Source organism: Thermoflexus hugenholtzii JAD2, assembly GCF_900187885.1.
GTDB classification, from domain to species: Bacteria; Chloroflexota; Anaerolineae; order Thermoflexales; family Thermoflexaceae; genus Thermoflexus; species Thermoflexus hugenholtzii.
On the sequence record NZ_FYEK01000008.1, the window covers coordinates 12,896 to 32,319 of the forward strand.

The following is a 19,424-nucleotide window of genomic DNA, read 5'->3' on the forward strand; positions in this document are numbered from 1 at the left end:
CGGGTTTTCCTCGGGGTTGGAGCCGACGGGCAGGAGTGCCCAACTCCTGAAGCATTCGCCCCATGTCCCGCCGGACGTATGCCGGGGATTGCACGGGCAGGGCACGCCCCGCCCCTCCCTTCGGGCTCTCTCCGTCTTCCCGCCGCCGGCGCAGGGATCACTCCCACGGCCGAAGGAACGCTTGAGCCCGTTCCCGACCCCACCTGATCTGGAAGACGGCCACCAGGACAATCCGCCGCTGCGGCCCTGCGGTCGGGGCGCTCTACTCATGAGACGTCCGAAGCCCGGGGGATCTTACACGCTACCGGCAGCGCACCCGAAGGGTATGCCGCTCCCCGGGACGCAGCGTGATGGCATAGGGTCCGGGGGGCAGATCAGCTCCATCCCATTCGGCTGCCCTCAGGCCTTCGATGGGGAGATCGAAGGCCATCCCATAGGCCGCCGCCCGGATCCCATCCTCCCGGCGCTGGAGGGTGAGCGTGGCCGGAGGCAGGCGGGCGATCTCCGTCGCGCCCGTTTCGATCCGAACGGGCACCTCCACGTTGGGCAGGATCCGAAGCAAGCGGCCGACGGGCGAGGGGCTCACCAGCGGGGGGCAATCCCGGTTCTCCACACGCACTTCGGCGGATCCGGACCCCGTGATCCAGAGCCCGAGGGCGGCGGCGGCCAGGCCCAGCATCACCGCGCCCGTCAGGAGGACGACCCCCAGGCCCTTGAGCCAGCCGATCCCCGCCGCGCCTGCCGCTCCCACGGCGACCCCGCCCGCCGTCCGGGCTTGCGCTGCCTGGCTCAGGCGCTCCCGGGCCCGCCGGGCGCCCTCCGGGGAAGGGGAAAGCATGGTGATCCCGCCCAGCCATTCCGCCGCGGAAAGATACCGCCGGCGCGTCTCCTGACACGCCGCGCAACGCTCCAGATGCCGTCGGAGAGCCCGGCGCAGGTCCGGGGTGAGGGCCGGGGGCGGTTCGTCCGGCCCTCCTGTGATCGCCGTTAGGGTGGGGCATGCCCGCCGGCCCATGCGAAGGAGGATCCAGGCGGCCATCGCCTCCTCGAGATGATCGCGGGCCCGGCTCAGGCGAGTGTGGATGGCCCCGCTGGAGCGGCCGAAGACCACGGCCAGCTCCGCGGGGGTCAGCCCGTGGCGGAGATGCAGATCCAGCAGCATGGCTTCCTCCTCTGGGAGCGCCTGCAAGGCCTCCTGGAGGAACGCCATCCGCTCCCTCTGGAGGATTTCCCTTTCCACCCCTTCATCCGGCGCTCGGGGTTCTGCCTCCTCCGCTTCTTCCTGTTCCCCCTCGGCCCATCGAACGTGGCGGCGGGATCTTCGGAGAACGTCGTAAATCTCCCGGCGGGCGATGGTGTAGAGGTAAGCCCGGAAATGGCGGGGAGGCTGGCGAGGACGCCCTTCCAGGAACTTGAGGAAGGTCTCCTGAGCCACATCCATCGCCTCATCCGGATCCCCCAGCATGCGGCAGGCCAGATCATAGAGGCGGGGGAAATACTGCTCGTAAAGCCAGGAGAAGGCCTCCGGATCGCCCTGGAGCATGCGGGCCGCGATGGCCTCCTCTGAAGCCTCGAAAGAGGTTGGGGAAAGGCCGGTCGGATTTCCCATTGCGCTCCTTTTTCACGGGATCGATGAGGCCCGAGCTGCCGCTCCGGATCGCTCGCATCCGTCGTCAACGGGCGAATGGTCCCGGCAGCGCTGGGCTACAGGGGAACCGCAGCGCCTCCCGATGGGGAGCGCTTCGGGTTGCCGGCTGCCTCATGGTTGTCGAGGGCAGCGACCTCCGCCGGGGTGAACACCCGGTTCCGGAGCTCCCATTCCTCGCGCGCGGGGATCCCCGGAAAGCGGAGATGCCCATGGGGGAATGATCGAGGAAAGCGCCTCAAGCCCTGAACCCGGCCCCTCCGACCGGCAGGCCATCCGCACCGCAGGCGGGACGGGAACCCCGATCCGCCTCAACCAGCGGACCTCTCCCGGATCCTCGCCCTCACGGGATCTCCGGTGATTGTATCAAATTATACCGCTTCCCCGGGCAGGAGGGTTACGGCTCCTCCCGTTCCTCCAGGACCTGCGCACCGATCTGCCTTAGAGTCTCGCGCACGGTCCCCTCCAGGACAGATCGGGGGAATGGCCCCTGCTCCGCGCGCGCCTCCAGCCGGATCTCCAGGGTCAGCCTCGCTCCTGCCCGCTGAAGCGGCATCAACACGCCACGCAGGAAATCGGAGAGACGCTCCCACGGCACCCGGGCCCGCAGGGTATACGCCCCGGGGGATGATGGAGACGAAGGCGGAGGAGGAAGCTTCAGACGCCGGAGCGTTCCTTGGGCGAGGACAGCCTCCCAGGATGGTCCCGATGGCTCCCCCACTGGCTTAGGATCAACAAGGAAAAGCCCCCGCTCCCATCCCTCCCGCAGGGCGGCGATGAAGGCCTCCCGGAAGATGGGCTCCGCCGGGAACGCGGATCCCCGCTCGGCCCAGAGCCGCTGGTAGATCTTCGACACGGGGAGCTCCTCCGCCTCCCCCATGGCCCATAGGAGATCTTCCGGGGAAAGCCGGGACGGCGGCGGAGGGGGCGGGGGGGGCTCCGGCGTCCTCCGCATCAGCACGGCTTCATTCGCCAGCGCTTCTACGGGCACCTCCTCCCGGTAATACACCCGCTCCCCCACCCGCAGGCTGAAGAGACCCTCCCGCACGCCGCGCCGGACGCTCTCCCAGATCACCTCATCGCCCGAGATCATCGGCAACTCCGGATAGCGCCGGAAGGCCTCCAGGATCTCCGAGAGTGGCTTCTCCTCCTCCTCCGGCCGCATTGCCTTCCGCAAGAGTTGATCCGGCGCCAATCGCTTCACCAGGATCCCCTCTTCCTCCAGATGCTGCAGCACCCGCTTCATTAGGGAGGCCCGCTCCCCCGCAGTGGGTAGGCCGAGGTTGAGCCATTCGATCCCCTCCTTCCCCGCCCGGGCGATATACCGGTAGGCTTCCTGCAGGATGCGGAGCAGCCCACCCTCCACATCCTGGATCCGACGGTCTACCTCCTGTCGGTTCTCTGATGAGAGCTGCCGCCAGAGAACCTTATCGCTCTTGATGGCCTGCAGGGCCAGCAGCCGCTTGAGCTGCCCCCGCATGCGCGGCCACTCCTGGGCGTCGGCCGTTAGGATCAAAAGGGCATTGCGATACTGACGGAACACAGACCCGCAGCGTTCCAGCAACTCCCGGATGTAGGTTTCCACCGAGGGTGTGGAGCGGAAACGCTCCGGCGGCAAGATCGCCAGCTGCAGCTCCCGCCGGTCCGGGACATCTTCCGGGTTCTGGGGCCAGACGATGACCCGGAGCTCTTTCCCCGCGATGCGCTCCAGCCGGGACCGGAGCTCCCGGTAGATCTCGTCCTCCCGGACCTCTGCCTCGCGTTCGATGAGGATCCGATTGAGGTTCGGTTGGCTGGAGAACCAATAGCGTCCGCCTTCCGTATGGAGATACCAGAGTTCCTCCTCCAGACGCTTGAGAGCGTCGCCGACGATCGCGGGCGGGATGCCCTCCCGCAACACGGCCAGACGCAGCTCTGCGATCCCGACACCACGGCGCTCCCCTCCGCTGAAGGAGGCGAAGAAGATGGCCGTCGCCAGGCCGCTGGCGATCCCGAAGCGGGCATACTCCGAGCCGAGCTCCCGATCCAGTCGCTGGGCCCTGGCGTTGCCGTCGGTGATGTCGGTGGCGATGACGCCTTCATATTCGTTGCCGATGTGCTTGAGGAGCTCCTGACGGATCTCCGGATGGGCCAGGTTCAGATGGGCCGGCTGGATCAGAGGGGCCGGATGCCCTCGCTGATAAAGATCGGCAACGACCAGCCCCAGCAGTCGCAGCACCCCTCGGGTGCGTTGGAAGCCCGGGAAAGTGCTCCAGCGCTCCAGGAGGATGTCGATCACCTGCGGATGGAACGGATAAGCCTTGACCATGCGATCCCGGTAGCCCGGCTCCCGAGCCGGCGCCGGCACGTCTTCCCCCAGCTCCCGGTAGAGGGCCATGTAGGCCTCCGCCACCCGGCGGGCCATCTCCGGATCCTCCGGCTCGTCGAACAGACGACGGCGGATGACGGCGTAGATCTCTTCGCCCTCCACCGGGGTGTAGATCGCCTCCACCCGGCCGAAGATCCGCTGCAGCTGCAGCAGCGCCCGCTCGCCCTCCTCCCCATAGGGGGCGCTGGAAGGGAGGGTGGCCACCAGGACGCACCGCGGGAGCACCTTCACCGTCTCGGTGAGCTCCTGGAAGAAGGCCAGGACCTGGGTCTGATAGGCCCGCCCGACCTCTGGGGTGGAGGGGGCCTTCTCGATCTCCGACGGCTGGACGCAGCGGGCGACGTATTCCGCGATCTCGTCCATCAGGATGAGGGTCGGCTCCTCCCCGAGCAGCGAATGCAGCAGATCCTTCCCCGGCGCCAGGCGCCGCTCGTCGTGCTCCCGCAACCGCTCATACTGCCCCAGCTGCTCCGCGATCGCCCCCCAGGGGGTTCGCCCCCGCAGGGGATCGGCGGCCGTCCCCACGAACACCGCCACCCGGGCCTCCGGGAGGGCGGAGAGCCCCGCTTCCCGCAGGATCTCCTCCAGGCCCGGCACCTTTTCGGGGTCCGGCCGGGATCGAAAGAGGTGGTAAAGCGCGATCAGGCTGTGGGTTTTGCCGCCCCCGAAGGGGGTCTGGATCTGGATCACCGGATCCCCTGTCCCTCCGCTGAGGCGGGACAGGACGGTGGCCAGCAGGTGCCGCAACCCCCGCGTGAAATACGTCCGGTGGAAGAAGGCCACCGCGTCCCGATACTCCAGTGGCCCCCGGCCTGCCACCACATCAGAGAGATCCGCAGCGAAGACGGACTCGTCCAGCCCTCCCGCGCGGATGTCGCGGCGGGGGAGGATCACCTGATGCCACGGGGGCAGGGGACCGGTGGTCACCGAGGGGGGCGTCGTCAGGCCCGCCCGCTCCAGGTAGAGGGCCACCGCGCCGAGAAAGGCCTCCGCCTCGGTGCGGGTGATGGGCTTGCCGGAGTGCGTCGCCCGGTTCCGCAACTCAATCCAGTCCCCGGCCGAGCGCAGGAACGAGAAATCCCGCCCCAGCTTCCGACCGGCCAGATCCAGAAGCTCCGCCTTGCGGAAGAAGCCGACCAGCTGACCCAGGGTGAGCTCGCCCACCGACTTACCGAAATCGGCCAGCGCCCGCGTCACTTTCTCTTGTTCGGGAGGGCTTAGACGGGGCACGAGCTCCCCGTAAAGCCAGCGGAAAAGGTCTTCCAGGATCTGCCCGCCGCTCATCACCGCCTGAGCGGTGAGGCCCTGGTCCAGGAGACGACGTGCCTGATCGAGACGGGATTGCCAGTTCTGGGCCATGCGATCCCCCTTCAGTGGGTGGTCTCAATTCCCCCACATCGACAACTGGGAGGGGCCGCGGGTGTAGGAGCGGCGGCCATACAGTAGGCCCTGGAGGATCTGGCGCTCCTTATCCCCTTCCGGCAACACCTCGCTGGCCGCCTGGACCACCTGCCAGAAGGTTTCGTTCTCGCCGTAGGTGGCGGCGAGATGCTCTCGGAGCTCGGCGATGCGGTTCTCGCTCCAGAGGGCCGCCGCCCGATGCATGGCGTCCACCATGGTCTGGAACTCCGTCCGGGCGGCGAAGCGGGGATCTTTGGCCCGCTCCATGGGGGAGCGGACGCGCACGTGCTCGCCGTCTTTGGCCACCAGCCCTCCTGGCCCCCAGTGGTCGGTGAGCTCGATGCCGGCTCCGGCGGCGAGCTTGCGGGCCTCATCGAAGCGCACCCGGGCGTGGTTGTAAGTCCAGCGCCAGAGGAGGTAAAAGCGGGTCAGGGGGTCCACCCCGCTGAGTTCGGCGCCCTGGAGGATGCGCTCCAGGGCGAACTCGGCCACCACTTTGCGCACGTATTCCAGAAGCTCCGCAACGGTGACCTCCTCGCCGGAGAGCTTCTCCACCCGGGCGTAGCGGCCGAAGACCTCCACGGCCGGGCCGATGGCGCTCATGAAGAAGTCCGCGCCGCGGATGCCCTCCTCCCAGAACTGGGCCAGCCGCTCCCGCACCCGCGCCTCGATCTCCCGCCGCACCCGGGTGTAGTCGCCGATCTCCTCCGTGGTGCGCTTGCGGCAGACCATGTAGATGGAGGAAGCCAGGGCTGCCGATTCCTGTGCCCGGAGCCGGGCCTGCATCTCCGTGTGGATGGGCCAGGAGGCGGTCATGTACAGCCCGGCATCCAATAACGACGTGATGACAGTTTCCCAGGCTTCGGTGGTCTTGTGGGCGAAGACGATGACGGCGATGCCGTTGGGCTTGAGTACGCGGTGGATTTCGCGGAAAGCCTGGGTCAGCATGTTCTCAAAGCGGCGCATGGCGTTCTCCATGCCGCCGGCTTTGCTGGCATCGGCGACCATCTCCTCAGACTTGGGTGTGAGCGGCGTGGCGAAAAGGTCGGGGTACAGGTCGCCCACCGTACGCTTGAGCCAGACGTAAAAAAAGTCCGACAGATCGCTGTAGGGCACGTTGTCATAGTACGGCGGGTCGGTGAGCACGGCGTCGAAGAAGTTTTCGGGCCAGGGGAGCGCGGTGGCGGAGCCATGGGTGACGGTGGGGATTGGGGGGTGGGGATTGGGGAATAGGGGTGGGATGTGGCTAAGGTGCAAGCAAACATTATATGTATCAGCAAACAACTCTTCCCAGCTACGAGAGGCGCCGCCAAATGGATTAGGTTCTGCAAAATCCCAAACCATAGGCAAGGCTTGTCGCGAGAAAACGTCTGCTATTTTTTCGCCAGCCGGTTGCCATCGGCAAAGAGTATTCAGGGCAGCGGCTAACCTATCGAAAGTGATTGCCAAATACGTCACCACCGCCTTGGCAAACTCGGGGTCGGCGCCTTGGGCGAGCATCTGGGCGTGGGCCTGGCGGACTTTGTCGGCAAAGGTGATCAGCGCCAGCTGCTGGCGGGGGTTGAACAGGTCGCCCCAGCGGGTAAGGCCATATTTATGCACAGAAAATGCGCGCTCAGCACCAGGACCCCCGCCAAGTGGTGTTGGCTCATCCGGCACGGGTTCCATGCCCCACTTCTCGCGCAGCTCTGCAGATTTCTTCTCAAGTGCGGTTTCGGCGGCGTGGTACGCTTCCAGGTCGCGCGCGGTGGGCAGGCGGTAGCTTTTGCCGGCGCGCTTGGGGTGATGCAGCACGACCGCCATCATCCGCTGCCCCGCTTTGCCTTCACGAAACAGCCGGCGCGTGGTCTTGTCGTCTATCGTGCCACCGCAGAGGGGGCAGCGCACATGCGCCCGGGTCACCGTGCCCTCGTCGGGATCAAAAGCGATAGCCTGCCCTTCCACGATCTCCGCGTCCACCCGCCGGGCGGCCCGGTTGGGGACCAGGCGCAGGGCGATCTTCCGGTTGTCCTTCTTCGCCAGCCAGGTCTGGCGCATGAGCGGGATTTCGGCGCCGCAGGCCGGGTTCTGGCATGGCAGCGTGCGCGCCCAGATATAGCCCACGGGGACGCTCCCGTCAGGGTCGGGAGGATAGAAAGGCTGGAGCTCTCGGCGGGCCTCCTCCAGCACCCACGCCCCCCAGGCGCGGACCGCGCGCAGGAGCGGGGATTCGCCTGCTTGGCTTTCTCCGTCCCCCTTGCCGGGGAAGTATGGCAGGGTGGGGTTTTGCGACCTCGGCTTGCTGGACGGAAGGGGAAGGACGGAAACCGAATCCGGTCTGGCGTATCGTTGCGGATACTCCAAAACACACTTCAGGATGAGAACGGCCACCGGGTTGTAGTCCAGGGCGTGGGTCTCGCAGCCCAGGCGGAGGGCCTCCAGGGGGATAGAGCCACCGCCCGCAAAGGGGTCCAGGACGCGCGGTGGCCGTCCGCCGAAGGCTTCCCGGATGAGGGCCCGGGCCTTTTCCAGCTCGGAGTTCTTCCCTTGGACAGCCTCCCAGGGGGCCAGATCACGCACCAATCGAAGGAAGATTTCGCGGCGGTGAGGCTCATCGGGCAACAACGCGGCCAGGGCGGTGGTGCGGGAGGCGGCCAGGGGCCGCCGGGCCCACCAGATGTGCAGGGTGGAGATGTGCCCGTGGCGGATGTTCTTCTCGCGGACGGACTCTTCCGAGACGGGCCGGATGGGGAAATCAACTTCGATGAGACGAAGGCTGGGCATCTCCCTCCCCCTCCCTGTCTTGCCGGGCCTTCATTTGTTTATAAATTTTCCAGTTGGCGCACCCAGCCGTCAAAATGCGGACATCGAGCCCGGATTGTCGCAAGCCCGATCCGGCCGGCGATCACGGGCCCGTGTAGCGGCTTGCGATATTCGGGGATGTGGCGGAGGATCCGCGCCGAGGGATGCGTCTGTGGCCCATCGTTGATCTCCTCGGGCTGAAGCCCTTGCACCTCCTGGGCCAGCTGGGAGGCTCCGTTCAAGTTCACATCGCGGAAAACCTCGATGACCTGCCTCGGATCCGCGAAGAGCAGGGCCTCGAACTCATGCAGGACCAGGAAGGGAAGGAAGCGAGGATGATCAATATCCTGTCGGAAAGCATCCTCCAGGAAGGCAACCCGCTGGGCCGGAGTGCCGCCCGACAAGCGGTTCTTGCCAGGGAAATCATCAGGCAAAGCATAGTAATCGATCATCGTGGTGACCCGGATAGCGCTGGAATCTCGCAACAACTCGATAATATCCCGTCTTATCCGTCCATAGGAGGTGATTCCGCCCTTGAAGGTAGCCCCGGACGACGTGCGCTTGGTCTTCGCGAGGACAGGCCAGAGGATGAGATCTTTTTGAGACAAATAGGGGGCCAGGATATCCCGGACGAAGGTTTCTTCGGTCTGTCCCTCCACATATACGAACACCTTCCTCATCGAGCGGGCCGACCTCCGATCAGGTTTTTCTCCCAGAGATCCCCCAGCCCGTAGTCTGCCAGCCATTGGCCTGTTTCCTCAGGGGAGAGGCGCCGGATCGATGAAACTCCCTCCACGCGATCGACAATGAGAAGATCCTCAGGGGAGAACTGGTTGACCAGCGTGACCGATTGGGTAGCCAGGATGACCTGCGTGTGCTCCGCTGCGGAGCGGACCATCTCCGCCAGCAGCACGATGGCGTAAGGGTGTAGCCCCAGCTCCGGCTCATCCAGGACGATGGTGGCGGGCATTTGATCAGGCGGCTGAAGGAAGAGCGTGGCCAGACACATGAACCGGAGGGTGCCGTCGGAGAGCGCGTGAGGTCCAAACACCATGTCAGAGCCCCGCTCCCGCCATTCCAGGCGGATCTTCTCCGGATTAAAGGGGGAAGGGCGCAAGACGAAATCACCGAAGAAGGGGGCAGCCATCCGAATCGTCTCCACGATGTTGCGATAGGAAGCAGGGGCCGTCTCCCGCAGCCGATAGAGGTAAGCCGCCAGGTTGGAGGCGTCCGGGCGCAGGAAGAGATTGTCATGCAGGTCGCCGGTTTGCTTGACCTTGGCCGAATCGCTCGTGTCGTGGAAGTGATACAGCTGCCAGGACCGCATGGCCTTCAGCACGTGGAAGGCCACCCGGTCCTGCTCGGCCCATTCGGGGAGGAAGGACTCAGGATGGATCACTGAGGAGGAGGAGGCCTGATACGGGCGATCGTAGCGATCGCGCCTGTGGAAATAGCAAGCTTCCTCTGCGAAGACGAGGGTGTCCTCAGCCGTGGGGATCAGGGTGGCGACATAGCCGTTCGCCAGCGTCGTGTCCTGACGGAACCAGAGCTCCACACGCATCCGCTCGGTGGTTTTCCGCCCATAGTGCAACAGCGAATCCGCCCCGCCCGATTGGGCCACATAGATCTGCAGCCCCTGGAGCGTCACTCGGTTCATCATCTGGAACAGCTGGATGAAGTTGGATTTGCCGGAGCCGTTGGGGCCGATGAGCACGTTGATCCGCTCCAGGGGCAGGTCCAGCTCCCGGAAGGACTTGTATCCTTGAACCACAACCCGCTCCAGCATCAAAGAGGCCATCGCATCACCTCTTGAAGAAGTGCCCCATGAGTCCAATGCCCTTTGGGTCAATCCGGGAGGGAAGGTTGGATGCCCCAGGCGATGGGGACGGCAGCCTTCTTCCAGTGTTTTACAATGAACCGGACTGTTTCCACAACGGGCTCGGCCTCCAGTTTCGCCGCGGGGTTCTGGATGATGTGAAGACGGGGTTGACGGACTGCGTCCTCGACCACATAGAGCCAGTATTCCTCGCCCAGCCGTTGGGCCATCAGCCACTCGTTGGGGGTTAACACGATGGGGCCGGTGGTCGCCCGGGCTTTCACCTCGATGTAGCGGATGCGGCCGTCAGGGGCGTGGGAACGGATGTCGTAGCCCAGGTTCCGGGTGGAGACGTCCTCCGGCTCCCGTCCGTTCTCCCGCTCGTAGGCCATGGCCACCTGCATGCCGATGGCCTCGATGGCCGCATCGGGCCGCATCTCCGGATCCCCCGCCTCCATCGGGAGCACGCGGGCGACACCGATCACCCGGGGGGAGGCGGGGAGCAGGTGGGTCTCCTGTTCGATCTCCTGCTCCAGGGCCCGCCGGCGGGCTTCCAGCTCCTCCTTCCGGCGCTCCTCATTGCGGATCTCCGCCTCGGGGATCGGCTCGCCCTTGGCCCGACGGATCTCGTAGTCCATCAGCCTCGCCTGGCACTCCCCGATCATTTGATCCAGGGAGCGGAGGCCGTATTTGCGTTTGATCTCGGCCTCCCGCCGGCGCGCCTGCAGGATCTCCTCGCGGTACTCCTCCAGGAGGTGCTCGGCCACGAAGGCGATGACTTCCTCCTCGGAGGGTTGGCCTTCGGGGGCTGACCGTCCGGGCGCCGGCTTGAGGTCCCACAGAATGGAGGATGGGAGCGGGCGGACCGGGCGGCCCTCCCGAGGCTGGAAGACAGCGAACAGGCGCTGGCCGGCGATACGGTTGGCCCCGTCGCGTAGCTCCGCCTGGAGGAACCAGATCCATCCGTCCAGCCGACCGTCGGGGTCCAGGAACACGGCACCGCGCCGGAGGTCCTCGGCCCGCAGGGCGAGGAGCCGCTCGATAATGGCCTCGAGGAGGGGGTGGCCGGGGGCGACAAAGACCGCCGTGTGGCGGCGGGCCGTGGCCTTGTCGAAGGCGATGCGGTTGTATTCGGAGAAGACCTCGCCGTAGCGGTTGCGGAACTCCTGGGAGACCCGCCGGAGCTCATAGGGGACGTGAGGGACGCGCCACAGCCCGTCGCGGCGTCGCTCGATGGGGATGTTCAGGAAGCGGGCGCTCTCTTCGAAGAAGCGCTCGATGTATTCGGGGACCAGGCGGTTCTCCCGGGCGCGGCGTTCCTCGCCCAGCACGCGCTGGAGATCGATGTGACGGGTGGCCAGGGCCTCCAGAGCCGCTTCCCGGGCCCGGCGGATGGCCTCCTCATCGGGCACCGCCTCGATCTCCCGAAGGATCTCATCGAGGGAGCGGCGACGGGCGATGGCGTCCACGATCAGGTCCTTCAGGCTGCGCCCAGGCACCACCTCGCCGATCACATCGAAGACGCGGTCGCTCCCCAGGGCGGCCTGGATGCGGGCGAGCTTGTCGAAGAGCGCCTTGAGGACCTTCCCCTCGCGGGTGTCCAGGGCAACCAGGTTATAGATGTGGACCTCCCGTTGCTGGCCGTAGCGGTGGATGCGGCCCATCCGTTGTTCCAGGCGATTGGGGTTCCAGGGGATATCGTAGTTGACCATGAGGGAGCAGAACTGGAGGTTGATGCCCTCGCCGCCGGCCTCCGTGGAGACCATCACCTGGGTGCGCTCCCGGAACTCGTGCTCGGCGCGGATGCGCTCGTCCAGGCTCATCCCGCCGTGGAGCCGGGTGACGGTGTAGCCCCACGCGGTGAGTTTCTCCGCCAGGTAGTCCTGGGTTTCCCGGGATTCGGTGAAGATGAGGATTTTCTCGCCGGTTTGTCGGATGCGCTCGTCTTCCATCACCTGGCGCAACTCGTTGAGCTTGGTCTCCACCTCGTGGCGTTCCGCCTCGCGAGCCAGGCGGATCAGTTCGGCCAGGGTGTGGATTTCCCGTTCCAGCTCCTCCCGGGTTTCAGCGGCCGTGAGGTGCTCTAAAAGCTCCTCCTCCTGACGGAGCCGTTCCACCTCCGGGGCGTCCTCCAGCTCCTCCTCATCCAGGATCCTACCCTCAGAGAGCCACCGCCCGAGCTTCAGCAGCTCTTCGAGGCGAGCCTTGCGGCGCTCCAGGGAGCGGCGGACGGCACGGACGCTGGAGGCCAGGCGACGCTGCAAGATCAGGAGGGCGAAGGCCACGTTGCGCTTGTCGGCGGCCAGGGCCCGGTTGTAGGAACGCTCCACGTATTCGGTGACGGCGTTGTAAAGGCGCTTCTCGTCGTCGTTCAGCCGGAAGGTGCGGGTGAAGACGTGGCGGGGCGGGAAGAGAGGGCGCCCCTCGAAGTCTCGGAGGTCCTCCTTCAAGCGCCGCAGGAAAAGGGGATTGTCCCCGTTCCGGACAGACTCCAGCAGGAGATCGCTGGTCGAGAACAAGCCGGGGACCAGCAGGTCCAGGAAGAGGCGGAAGTTCTCGGGGTCGCCTCGGTGGGGGGTGGCGGTCAGGAAGAGCAGAAACTGGCTGTTGCGAGAAAGAAGTTCTCCGAGCCGGTAGCGCTCCGTGCGGGCGATCTTCTCCCCATAACGGTAAGCGGCCAGCTTGTGGGCTTCATCCACGATAGTGAGATCCCAGCGGGCTTCCGCCAAAGCGGCCATGATGTCCGCCTGCTTGGCGAAATCCATGGAGGTAATGATCTGGGGGTGTTCCTGCCAGACGTTACGCCCCCAGGTGGCGTTCACGACATTTCGGTCCACCACGGTGAAGGCCTCATCGAAGCGCTCCTTCATTTCGCGAAGCCACTGATCTCGGAGGTGGCCAGGGACCACGATGAGCGTGCGCCGGACCAGGCCGCGGGCTTTGAGTTCTTTGAGGAGGAGGCCGGCCATGATCGTTTTGCCGGCGCCCGGATCATCGGCCAGCAGGAAACGAATGCGGGGGCTGCGGAGGATATAGTGATAGACGGCCTCGATTTGATGAGGGAGGGGATCGATCTGAGAGACGTGGACCGCCAGGAGGGGATCGAACTGGTGGGCGAAGCGGATGCGGTGAGCCTCGATGGCCAGAAAGAAGGCCTTCGGGTCGCCGGTGAAATCCCGCTGGTCCGCCTTGACGGGGCGCACCCGGCTCAGGTCCTCCGGGCTAAGCACATTGGAGTAGAAGAGCTGGGTGCGGACGCCGACGGCTTCAAGGAGGAGACGCGTGCCCAAGGGCTGCACCGAGAGCACCCGCACCGGCTCGCTCCAAAAAGGCGACTCCAGGATCTGACCCGGGACGAGGTCCATAACCCCAACCCTCTCTATCCTCTATGCTGGCGCCGTCACAAGCAGGCCCGAAGCGTTCTCCTCCCACTTTGCGCTGCAAGCGCTCTGGCCAGGACCAGGGGGCGGCTTAAGCGAAGAACATCATAACACAGTTGGGACTGTCGCTTAAAGAGCCATAGACCTGCCAGCGCCCTCTCACCGCTCGCACCCGATCCCGTCCTTGTCCCCATCGAAGCGATGCGGATCCCCGTAGCGGTGGTCCACCGGGAAGTTGCGGTAGGGGATGTCCCCGCAGTCCAGATCCGGCGGCGGAGGAGGGATGCACACCGTGGGATAGGCCGGATGGCAGTTCCCCCGCTCCGGCGTCGGCGCCGGCGTCCGGGTTGGCTGGATCCGGATTGGCGTCGCTGTAGGCGGAGGCAAACCCCACAGCCCCCGACCGGCCGAGCGGGCCTCCCGCTCCGCCGCCAGGAACGTCTGCGCGCAGGAAACATCCGGCGGCACAGTCATGACCTGGGCGTAGCCCCCCTCCACCAGGGCGCGGTTGACGAAGACATCCCCCGCGAAGACGTAGCGCAGAAGCCTCCCGTAGCGGTCCGTCTCGGAGACGTCCCGCACCAGCCGCAGCGGCCCGCTCCCTAAAAGCCGCCGGTTGGCCGCGGTGGCCTCGGCGTAGAAGGCCTGACCCCGCTCCGGCGCGTCGATCCCGATGTAGCGCACCCGGTAAGTCCGGCCCTCGATCTGCACATCGATGGTGTCCCCGTCGAGGATTCGGACCAGCCGGGCTGGCTGCACGGGGCGGCCAGGCGGGACGCAGTCCGCCCCCGGCAGGGACCGCAGGGCCTCTGAGCGGGGTGCCGGAGCGGACATCGGACTCAGGGTTGGCGGCGGCGGGGCGGGAGTGGGTATGGGCGATACTGCTGGCGCGATGGCGGTCGTCGGGGAAGCCAGGGGAACCACCTGGGTCGCAGGAGGGAAGATCATGATGGACGTGGGGATCATGACGGATGCCTCCGGCGATCGGGCGGGCACCGGAGCAGGTCCTGGCGCGCAGGCGACCAGCATCAGCCCCAGCAAGACACGGATCTCCGGGAGCTCCCCAACGATCCTCCAGAGCCAGGACAACGAGATCATCTCTCAACTCCGATCCATGCTCTTACCAATTGATCATTGCTGATCCATCTGCGCCCTTCAACAACTTGTTCAGGAAATCTCGAGCTAAGCCGCGGCGTAACTCGTCGTGGCAAAACTGGTTATAGTAATTGCGTAGGCACTGATAGCAACTGGTGTCCTCTCCGCATTCGCAGCGGTGTACCCGATGCCAAGCGGCCCCGAAGACAGGGAGAGGGTCGTCCAGAATTCGCCGCACCAGCGCCGCGCCCCCGGGGACGTCGTCAAAGAGGACCAGGGCCGGGCTGGGGCTGTCAGGATAGGGATAGAGGGTGCCGTTGAGGTCCTCACGCGGGATGCCCAACGCCTCGCTGGCCCCCTCCAGCAGGGCGTAGAGAACGGAGAGCCACAGGCTCCGATCCGGGGACCGGGCCAGCGGCCCATGGAAGCGGAGTTCCAGGACGTCGGTGATGAATTCGTGGCCCAGGTGGTAGGTCTCAATCTTGCCCTTGCAAGAACGGCCAGAACGGGGATCGGTGTGACCGTCGTTTTGCTTTTGCGGAGTGGCTCCCTGAGCGGGAGCCGGTTTGGCCCAGCCGCATTGGGTGCAGACCCGGAAGCCCCGTCCGGCCAGGCCGTTGTTGACCAGGGCCAGTTTGCCGTAGCGGGAATATCGGGCCAGGACGCGGACGGAGGGGCCGGAGAGGGCGTCCACCACCTGAAACGTCTCCGGTTCCCGCTCGTACTCGGCGAAGTAGGGGCGGGTGGCGTAGAAGCGCTCCGGGCGGTCCTCCCCCGGCTCGGCGGTCTCCCGGGCCGCCAGAAAGCCGAATTCGGGGATGAGGAAGCGGCCGTAGAGTCGCTGTCCGCCGGAGAAAAGGGGAGACCCACAGACGGTGCAGGTCCGCTGGGGCAGTTGCTCCGGCGCGCTGTGGTAACGGCCGCACTCCGGACAGACGGCGTACTCTTTGATCTGCCAGTTCCGTCCCGGAGGCCGGTAGATGCCCGCGCAGGTCCAGAGCCGTTTGGCGGCCACCACCTGCCCGCCCGGGGCATACTCGGCGATGGCGATGCGCAGGTCCCGCTGCAGTTCCACCCGCGCGGCCTCCCGGTCCGGGACGTGGGCGACGCGCAGTTCCACCACGTCGGTGGGGAAGCCGTACTTGGGCAGGACGTTGCGGGAGCCCAGGAATCCCAGGAGTTCCCGGCCCCAGACGGTGCGGGCCACTTCGGCGTACCGCTCCGCCTCCCGATACTGCCGCGCGGCGGCGGCCTCCTGCTCGAGTCTCCGGTAGAGGTCCAGGTCGCCCACCACCTCCCGCGCCGCCAAGTCCAGGATGCCGTCCCCCTGGTCGTTCAGCAGTCGGGGGAGCCACCCCCAGTCCCGCAGGCCCAGTTCCTCCTGCATGGGGGAGGGGACGATGCGGTAGAGGGCATCGGTCACCTCCTTCGGGCGGCGGGCGACGTAGGCCCGCAGGAGCTCGGGGCCGCCGGGGCCGGATTCAGGGGCGAAGAAGTCCCCCACGGTGCGGAAGAGGCGGCCGTAGGTATCCCGGGCCCAGCGGAAGAAGGCAGCCAGGAGGACGGAGTGGACGTGGCGGCGGACGATTTTCTCGTTCTCCACGGCGACCAGGGGCGGGTGGATGTGGCCTGCTACCAGCCGGGTGGGGTCGCTGAAGTGGCTGAGGTCGTGGGAGCGGCGCTGGGCGAAGGTGAGGGCAATGGCAGCCGTGTCGGTCCGGCGCCCGGCCCGGCCGGCCCGCTGCAGGTAGTTGGCGGTGGTGGGGGGAACGTTGCGCATCAGGACCACCTGCAGGCTGCCCAGGTCCACGCCCAGCTCAAAGGTGGTGGAGCAACTGAGCAGGTTCACTTCGCCGCGGGCGAAGCGGTCCTGGACTTTGCCCGCCTCCTCGGGCCGCCACTGGGCGGTGTGCTCCTCGGCCTGCAGGGGGATGGGGAGAAGGTGGAGGTAGAGGTGGCGGTAGTGGTTTTCCCGCCAGACCGGGTCGTCGGGCGCGACGGGTTCCAGAGTCCCGTCGCAGCCGTAGGTCGGGCAGACGCCGCGCAGGTTCACCGGGGAGACGGCCTGACAGCGGTTACAGCGGTAGAGGATGGGGGTCCCGTCAGCCACGGGGACCCACTCCCAGAGGCGGTAGTTGAGCCGATGGACGACGCCCACCCGAGGGCGGTTCTCGGCGGGGAGGTGGAGCTGCCAGGGGCTTCCGGGCGCGGTGAGGTGGCGCCAGATGCCCTGGAGGGTTTCTCGGGCCATCCGGGACCGTTCTCCCAGTTCCAGGTCGGAGGTCCGGGTCAGCAGGCGGAGCAAGAAGTCCAGCCGCCGGTTGCTGCCGCGAGCGGGGAGCCAGCCGAAGATGCCGGCCCGGGGGTCCCCTTCTCGTTCGCGGACGAAGAATTCCTTTGCCCGGGGGGCGAAGGCCGGAGCGCGGGGGTCCACTCCCTCCGGGTAGGTCATTGCGCCCTGGCGCCGGAGGCTATCCAGGAGGAGCCAGAGCAGGCCCCACGCCTCCTCCGGGGAGAGGTTCCAGGGGGGCTGGAGGAGTTGGGCCGGAGGGGACCACTGGGGCGGGCGAACGGGGCGGAAGGCGACCAGGCCCAGCCCCTCCAGACCGATACGGTAGTCCAGCGCGACCAGTTCCTGCATGAGCCAAGTGCGGATGAGGCGCTGGCGCTCGTCGTAGCCCTGCTCCAGGGTGAAGAGGTTGGCCGCTTCGGCGTGCCGCAGGACCCGACCGACCAGGTCGTCCAGGCGCAGGCGGCCCTCCCGGCCCGCCTCGTCCTCCAGAAGGGCCTTCATGATGAGGCGACGGCGAAGGAGGCGGCTGTAGGTGCGCTCCACGTAGGGGGCGAAGAAGGCGGCGTCCTGGCGGTTGTCGGAGAAGGTGAGCAGTTTGCGGCCAGCCCCGGGTAGGTCGCGGGCGGGCCCCTCCTCCTCCGGCGGGATCACCTGATAGAGGGTGGTCGCCAGGACGCTGACCGGCGCGTCGCGGCTGGTGAGGAAGCGGTAGACGACGCCGGAGAGGCTGCGGGCTCCACAGGCCAGGCAGAAGGTGAGGGTGGAGGCGTCGGGCCGCCGCCGGACTCGATGCACCTGTACGCGGAAGGTTTCCGGAGGACAGGAGCAGGTGGGGCGTCCTCGCTCCGCCGGAGCCAGCGCGCCGCAGCCCGCGCAAAGGAGGTACGGCTCGGCCCCCTCTTCTTCCAGCGCTTCCGGCTTCTGCCCGGCGGCCACCGCTTCGTCTTCGTCGAGGGGCGACACGGCCTCGGCCAGGATGTAGTAGGAAAGCCAGGGGGTCGTCTCGTCCTGCAGCGTGGGCTGCTGAAGGGATCCGCCGGATTCACGGCCCACCAGGTAGGCGGTGCCGCAGCGGGGGCAGGCGGCCAGTTCAAAGACTCGGGCGCCGCAGTGGGGGCATCGCTCCTGGCGGGTGAGGAAGAGGGACAGTTTTCCGGCGGCGGGGCCGCCGGGCCGATGGGCCACCTCGTTCAGGCAGACGAAGGCCCCCTCCAGCGCGCGGGCGAAGAGGTGGTAACGAGTAGGGAGCAGGGGGACTTCCTCCCGACCGGGACGGGCCCGGACGGCCAGATCCACCAGCCGGATGAGGTGCTCGGAGGCCTGGGGGTCTTCCGGGAACAGGGCCGGTGCCAGTTCTGCCAGGTCGCGGGGGCGAGAGAGTTCGTTGCGCAGGCGGTGGAGGCGGCCGTCGCCGCGCAGGAGGAAATACAGGAAGCGAGAGGTTGCTTCCTGGGGCGACGTCATTGCTTCCTGCCGGGCCTGCTCCACCACGTCCGCTGGGACGCCTTCGCCCAGCGCCAGACGGCAGAGAGTCTCCAGAGCAGCCTGCTTTTCCATCGCGTCGGCCAGGGCCCTGTAGAGGGAGGGGGTGCCCTCGCCCCAGCGCTCGCCCAACGCGGCCGCGGGCTCCCGCTCCGCTTCCACGACGTCCTGGCGCGTCGGGTCGTTGTCGTCCCATTCAAACGGTTCCCCGAAAATCTCGGCGGCGAAGCGGGCAATGGCAGGGAAATCCTCCCGGCCGCGCCCCAGGGTCGCGCTGGTGGCGATGCATCGCAGCCGACCGGGTTCACTCCGCACGATGTGGTCTTTCAGGCGGCGCAGCAGCATGGCAATCTCTATCCCTTCGGCGCCGCTGTAGATGTGGGCCTCGTCCAGGATGATGAAGCGCCAGTGCTGGCCGGTCTCGCCGTCAAAGAACTCGCAGTCCTGGGGGCGGAGGAGAAGGTATTCCAGCATAGCGTAGTTGGTGATGAGGATATGCGGAGGACGGGCGCGCAGTTGGCGCCGGCTGAGTAACTCGTTGGGAATGCGTGGTTCATCGGGGAACTGGTCCCGGAAGCGGGTCTCGGCTTTCCCGTCCTCTTCCTCCGTCTCGCCGGTGTAGCGGCCGAAGGTGATGGCCGGGAAGGAACCCAGGACCCGTCGCAGACGCCGCAACTGGTCGTTGGCCAGGGCGTTCATCGGATAGAGGAGGAGGGCCCGGACGCCCGGACGTTCCAGCGTGCCCGCTTCTTGTTCCCGAAGGAGATGGTCCAGGATGGGGATCAGGAAAGCCTCGGTTTTGCCGCTCCCCGTCCCGGTGGCGATCACCACGTTCCGGCCCCCGGCGACGACCTTCTCAATGGCTCGGTCCTGATGGAGGTAGAGAGGGCGATACAAGGGAAGCGCGTCGGAGCAGAGGGTGCGGAAGCCCGGGTGGAGGATGCCGTCCCGGACCATATCCTCTATGGACCGCCCCACGCAGAAAGGGGCGGCGGATTCCAAGATCGGGCCCTTGGTCAGGAAGTGAGGGGCTGAGATGGCTTCCCGAAACTGGCGGCGCAGGGCATGGTCGCGGAAGAAGTAAATAGTCTGCAGGTAGCGGGCGTAGTCTTCACGGATTCGCTCCGCAACCACCAGAGGATGCAGACCCATTCGGACACCTC

At 66.7% G+C, this 19,424-nt stretch carries 8 protein-coding genes; all 8 read right to left on the reverse strand.

Annotation, left to right across the window (positions count from 1 at the left end):
- Positions 1-301 precede the first annotated feature (301 nt).
- Positions 302-1,609 (reverse strand): RNA polymerase sigma factor, encoded by a 1,308-nt coding sequence (locus CFB18_RS02775; protein ID WP_088570291.1) that lies wholly within the window; start codon positions 1,607-1,609, stop codon positions 302-304.
- 433 nt (positions 1,610-2,042) lie between these two features.
- Entirely contained in the window at positions 2,043-5,372 is a 3,330-nt protein-coding gene (locus CFB18_RS02785) for an ATP-binding protein (RefSeq protein WP_200808050.1), read from the reverse strand.
- A 24-nt stretch (positions 5,373-5,396) separates the two neighbouring features.
- Entirely contained in the window at positions 5,397-8,177 is a 2,781-nt protein-coding gene (locus CFB18_RS02790) for a DUF1156 domain-containing protein (RefSeq protein WP_088570293.1), read from the reverse strand.
- Between the two features lie 38 nt (positions 8,178-8,215).
- On the reverse strand, positions 8,216-8,875 hold the full coding sequence (locus CFB18_RS02795; RefSeq protein ID WP_088570294.1) for a DUF4276 family protein: 660 nt from the start codon (positions 8,873-8,875) through the stop codon (positions 8,216-8,218).
- Complete coding sequence (locus CFB18_RS02800; RefSeq protein WP_088570329.1) at positions 8,872-9,981, reverse strand: AAA family ATPase; 1,110 nt, start codon at positions 9,979-9,981, stop codon at positions 8,872-8,874. Before CFB18_RS02800 ends, CFB18_RS02795 begins: the two co-directional genes overlap by 4 nt.
- Before the next feature lie 59 nt (positions 9,982-10,040).
- Positions 10,041-13,376: a helicase-related protein gene (locus tag CFB18_RS02805; protein ID WP_088570295.1), complete on the reverse strand. Its 3,336-nt coding sequence runs from the start codon at positions 13,374-13,376 to the stop codon at positions 10,041-10,043.
- 174 nt (positions 13,377-13,550) lie between these two features.
- Entirely contained in the window at positions 13,551-14,489 is a 939-nt protein-coding gene (locus CFB18_RS02810; RefSeq protein ID WP_200808052.1) for a thermonuclease family protein, read from the reverse strand.
- 22 nt (positions 14,490-14,511) lie between these two features.
- On the reverse strand, positions 14,512-19,413 hold the full coding sequence (locus CFB18_RS16175; protein WP_088570296.1) for a DEAD/DEAH box helicase family protein: 4,902 nt from the start codon (positions 19,411-19,413) through the stop codon (positions 14,512-14,514).
- Positions 19,414-19,424: the final 11 nt, after the last annotated feature.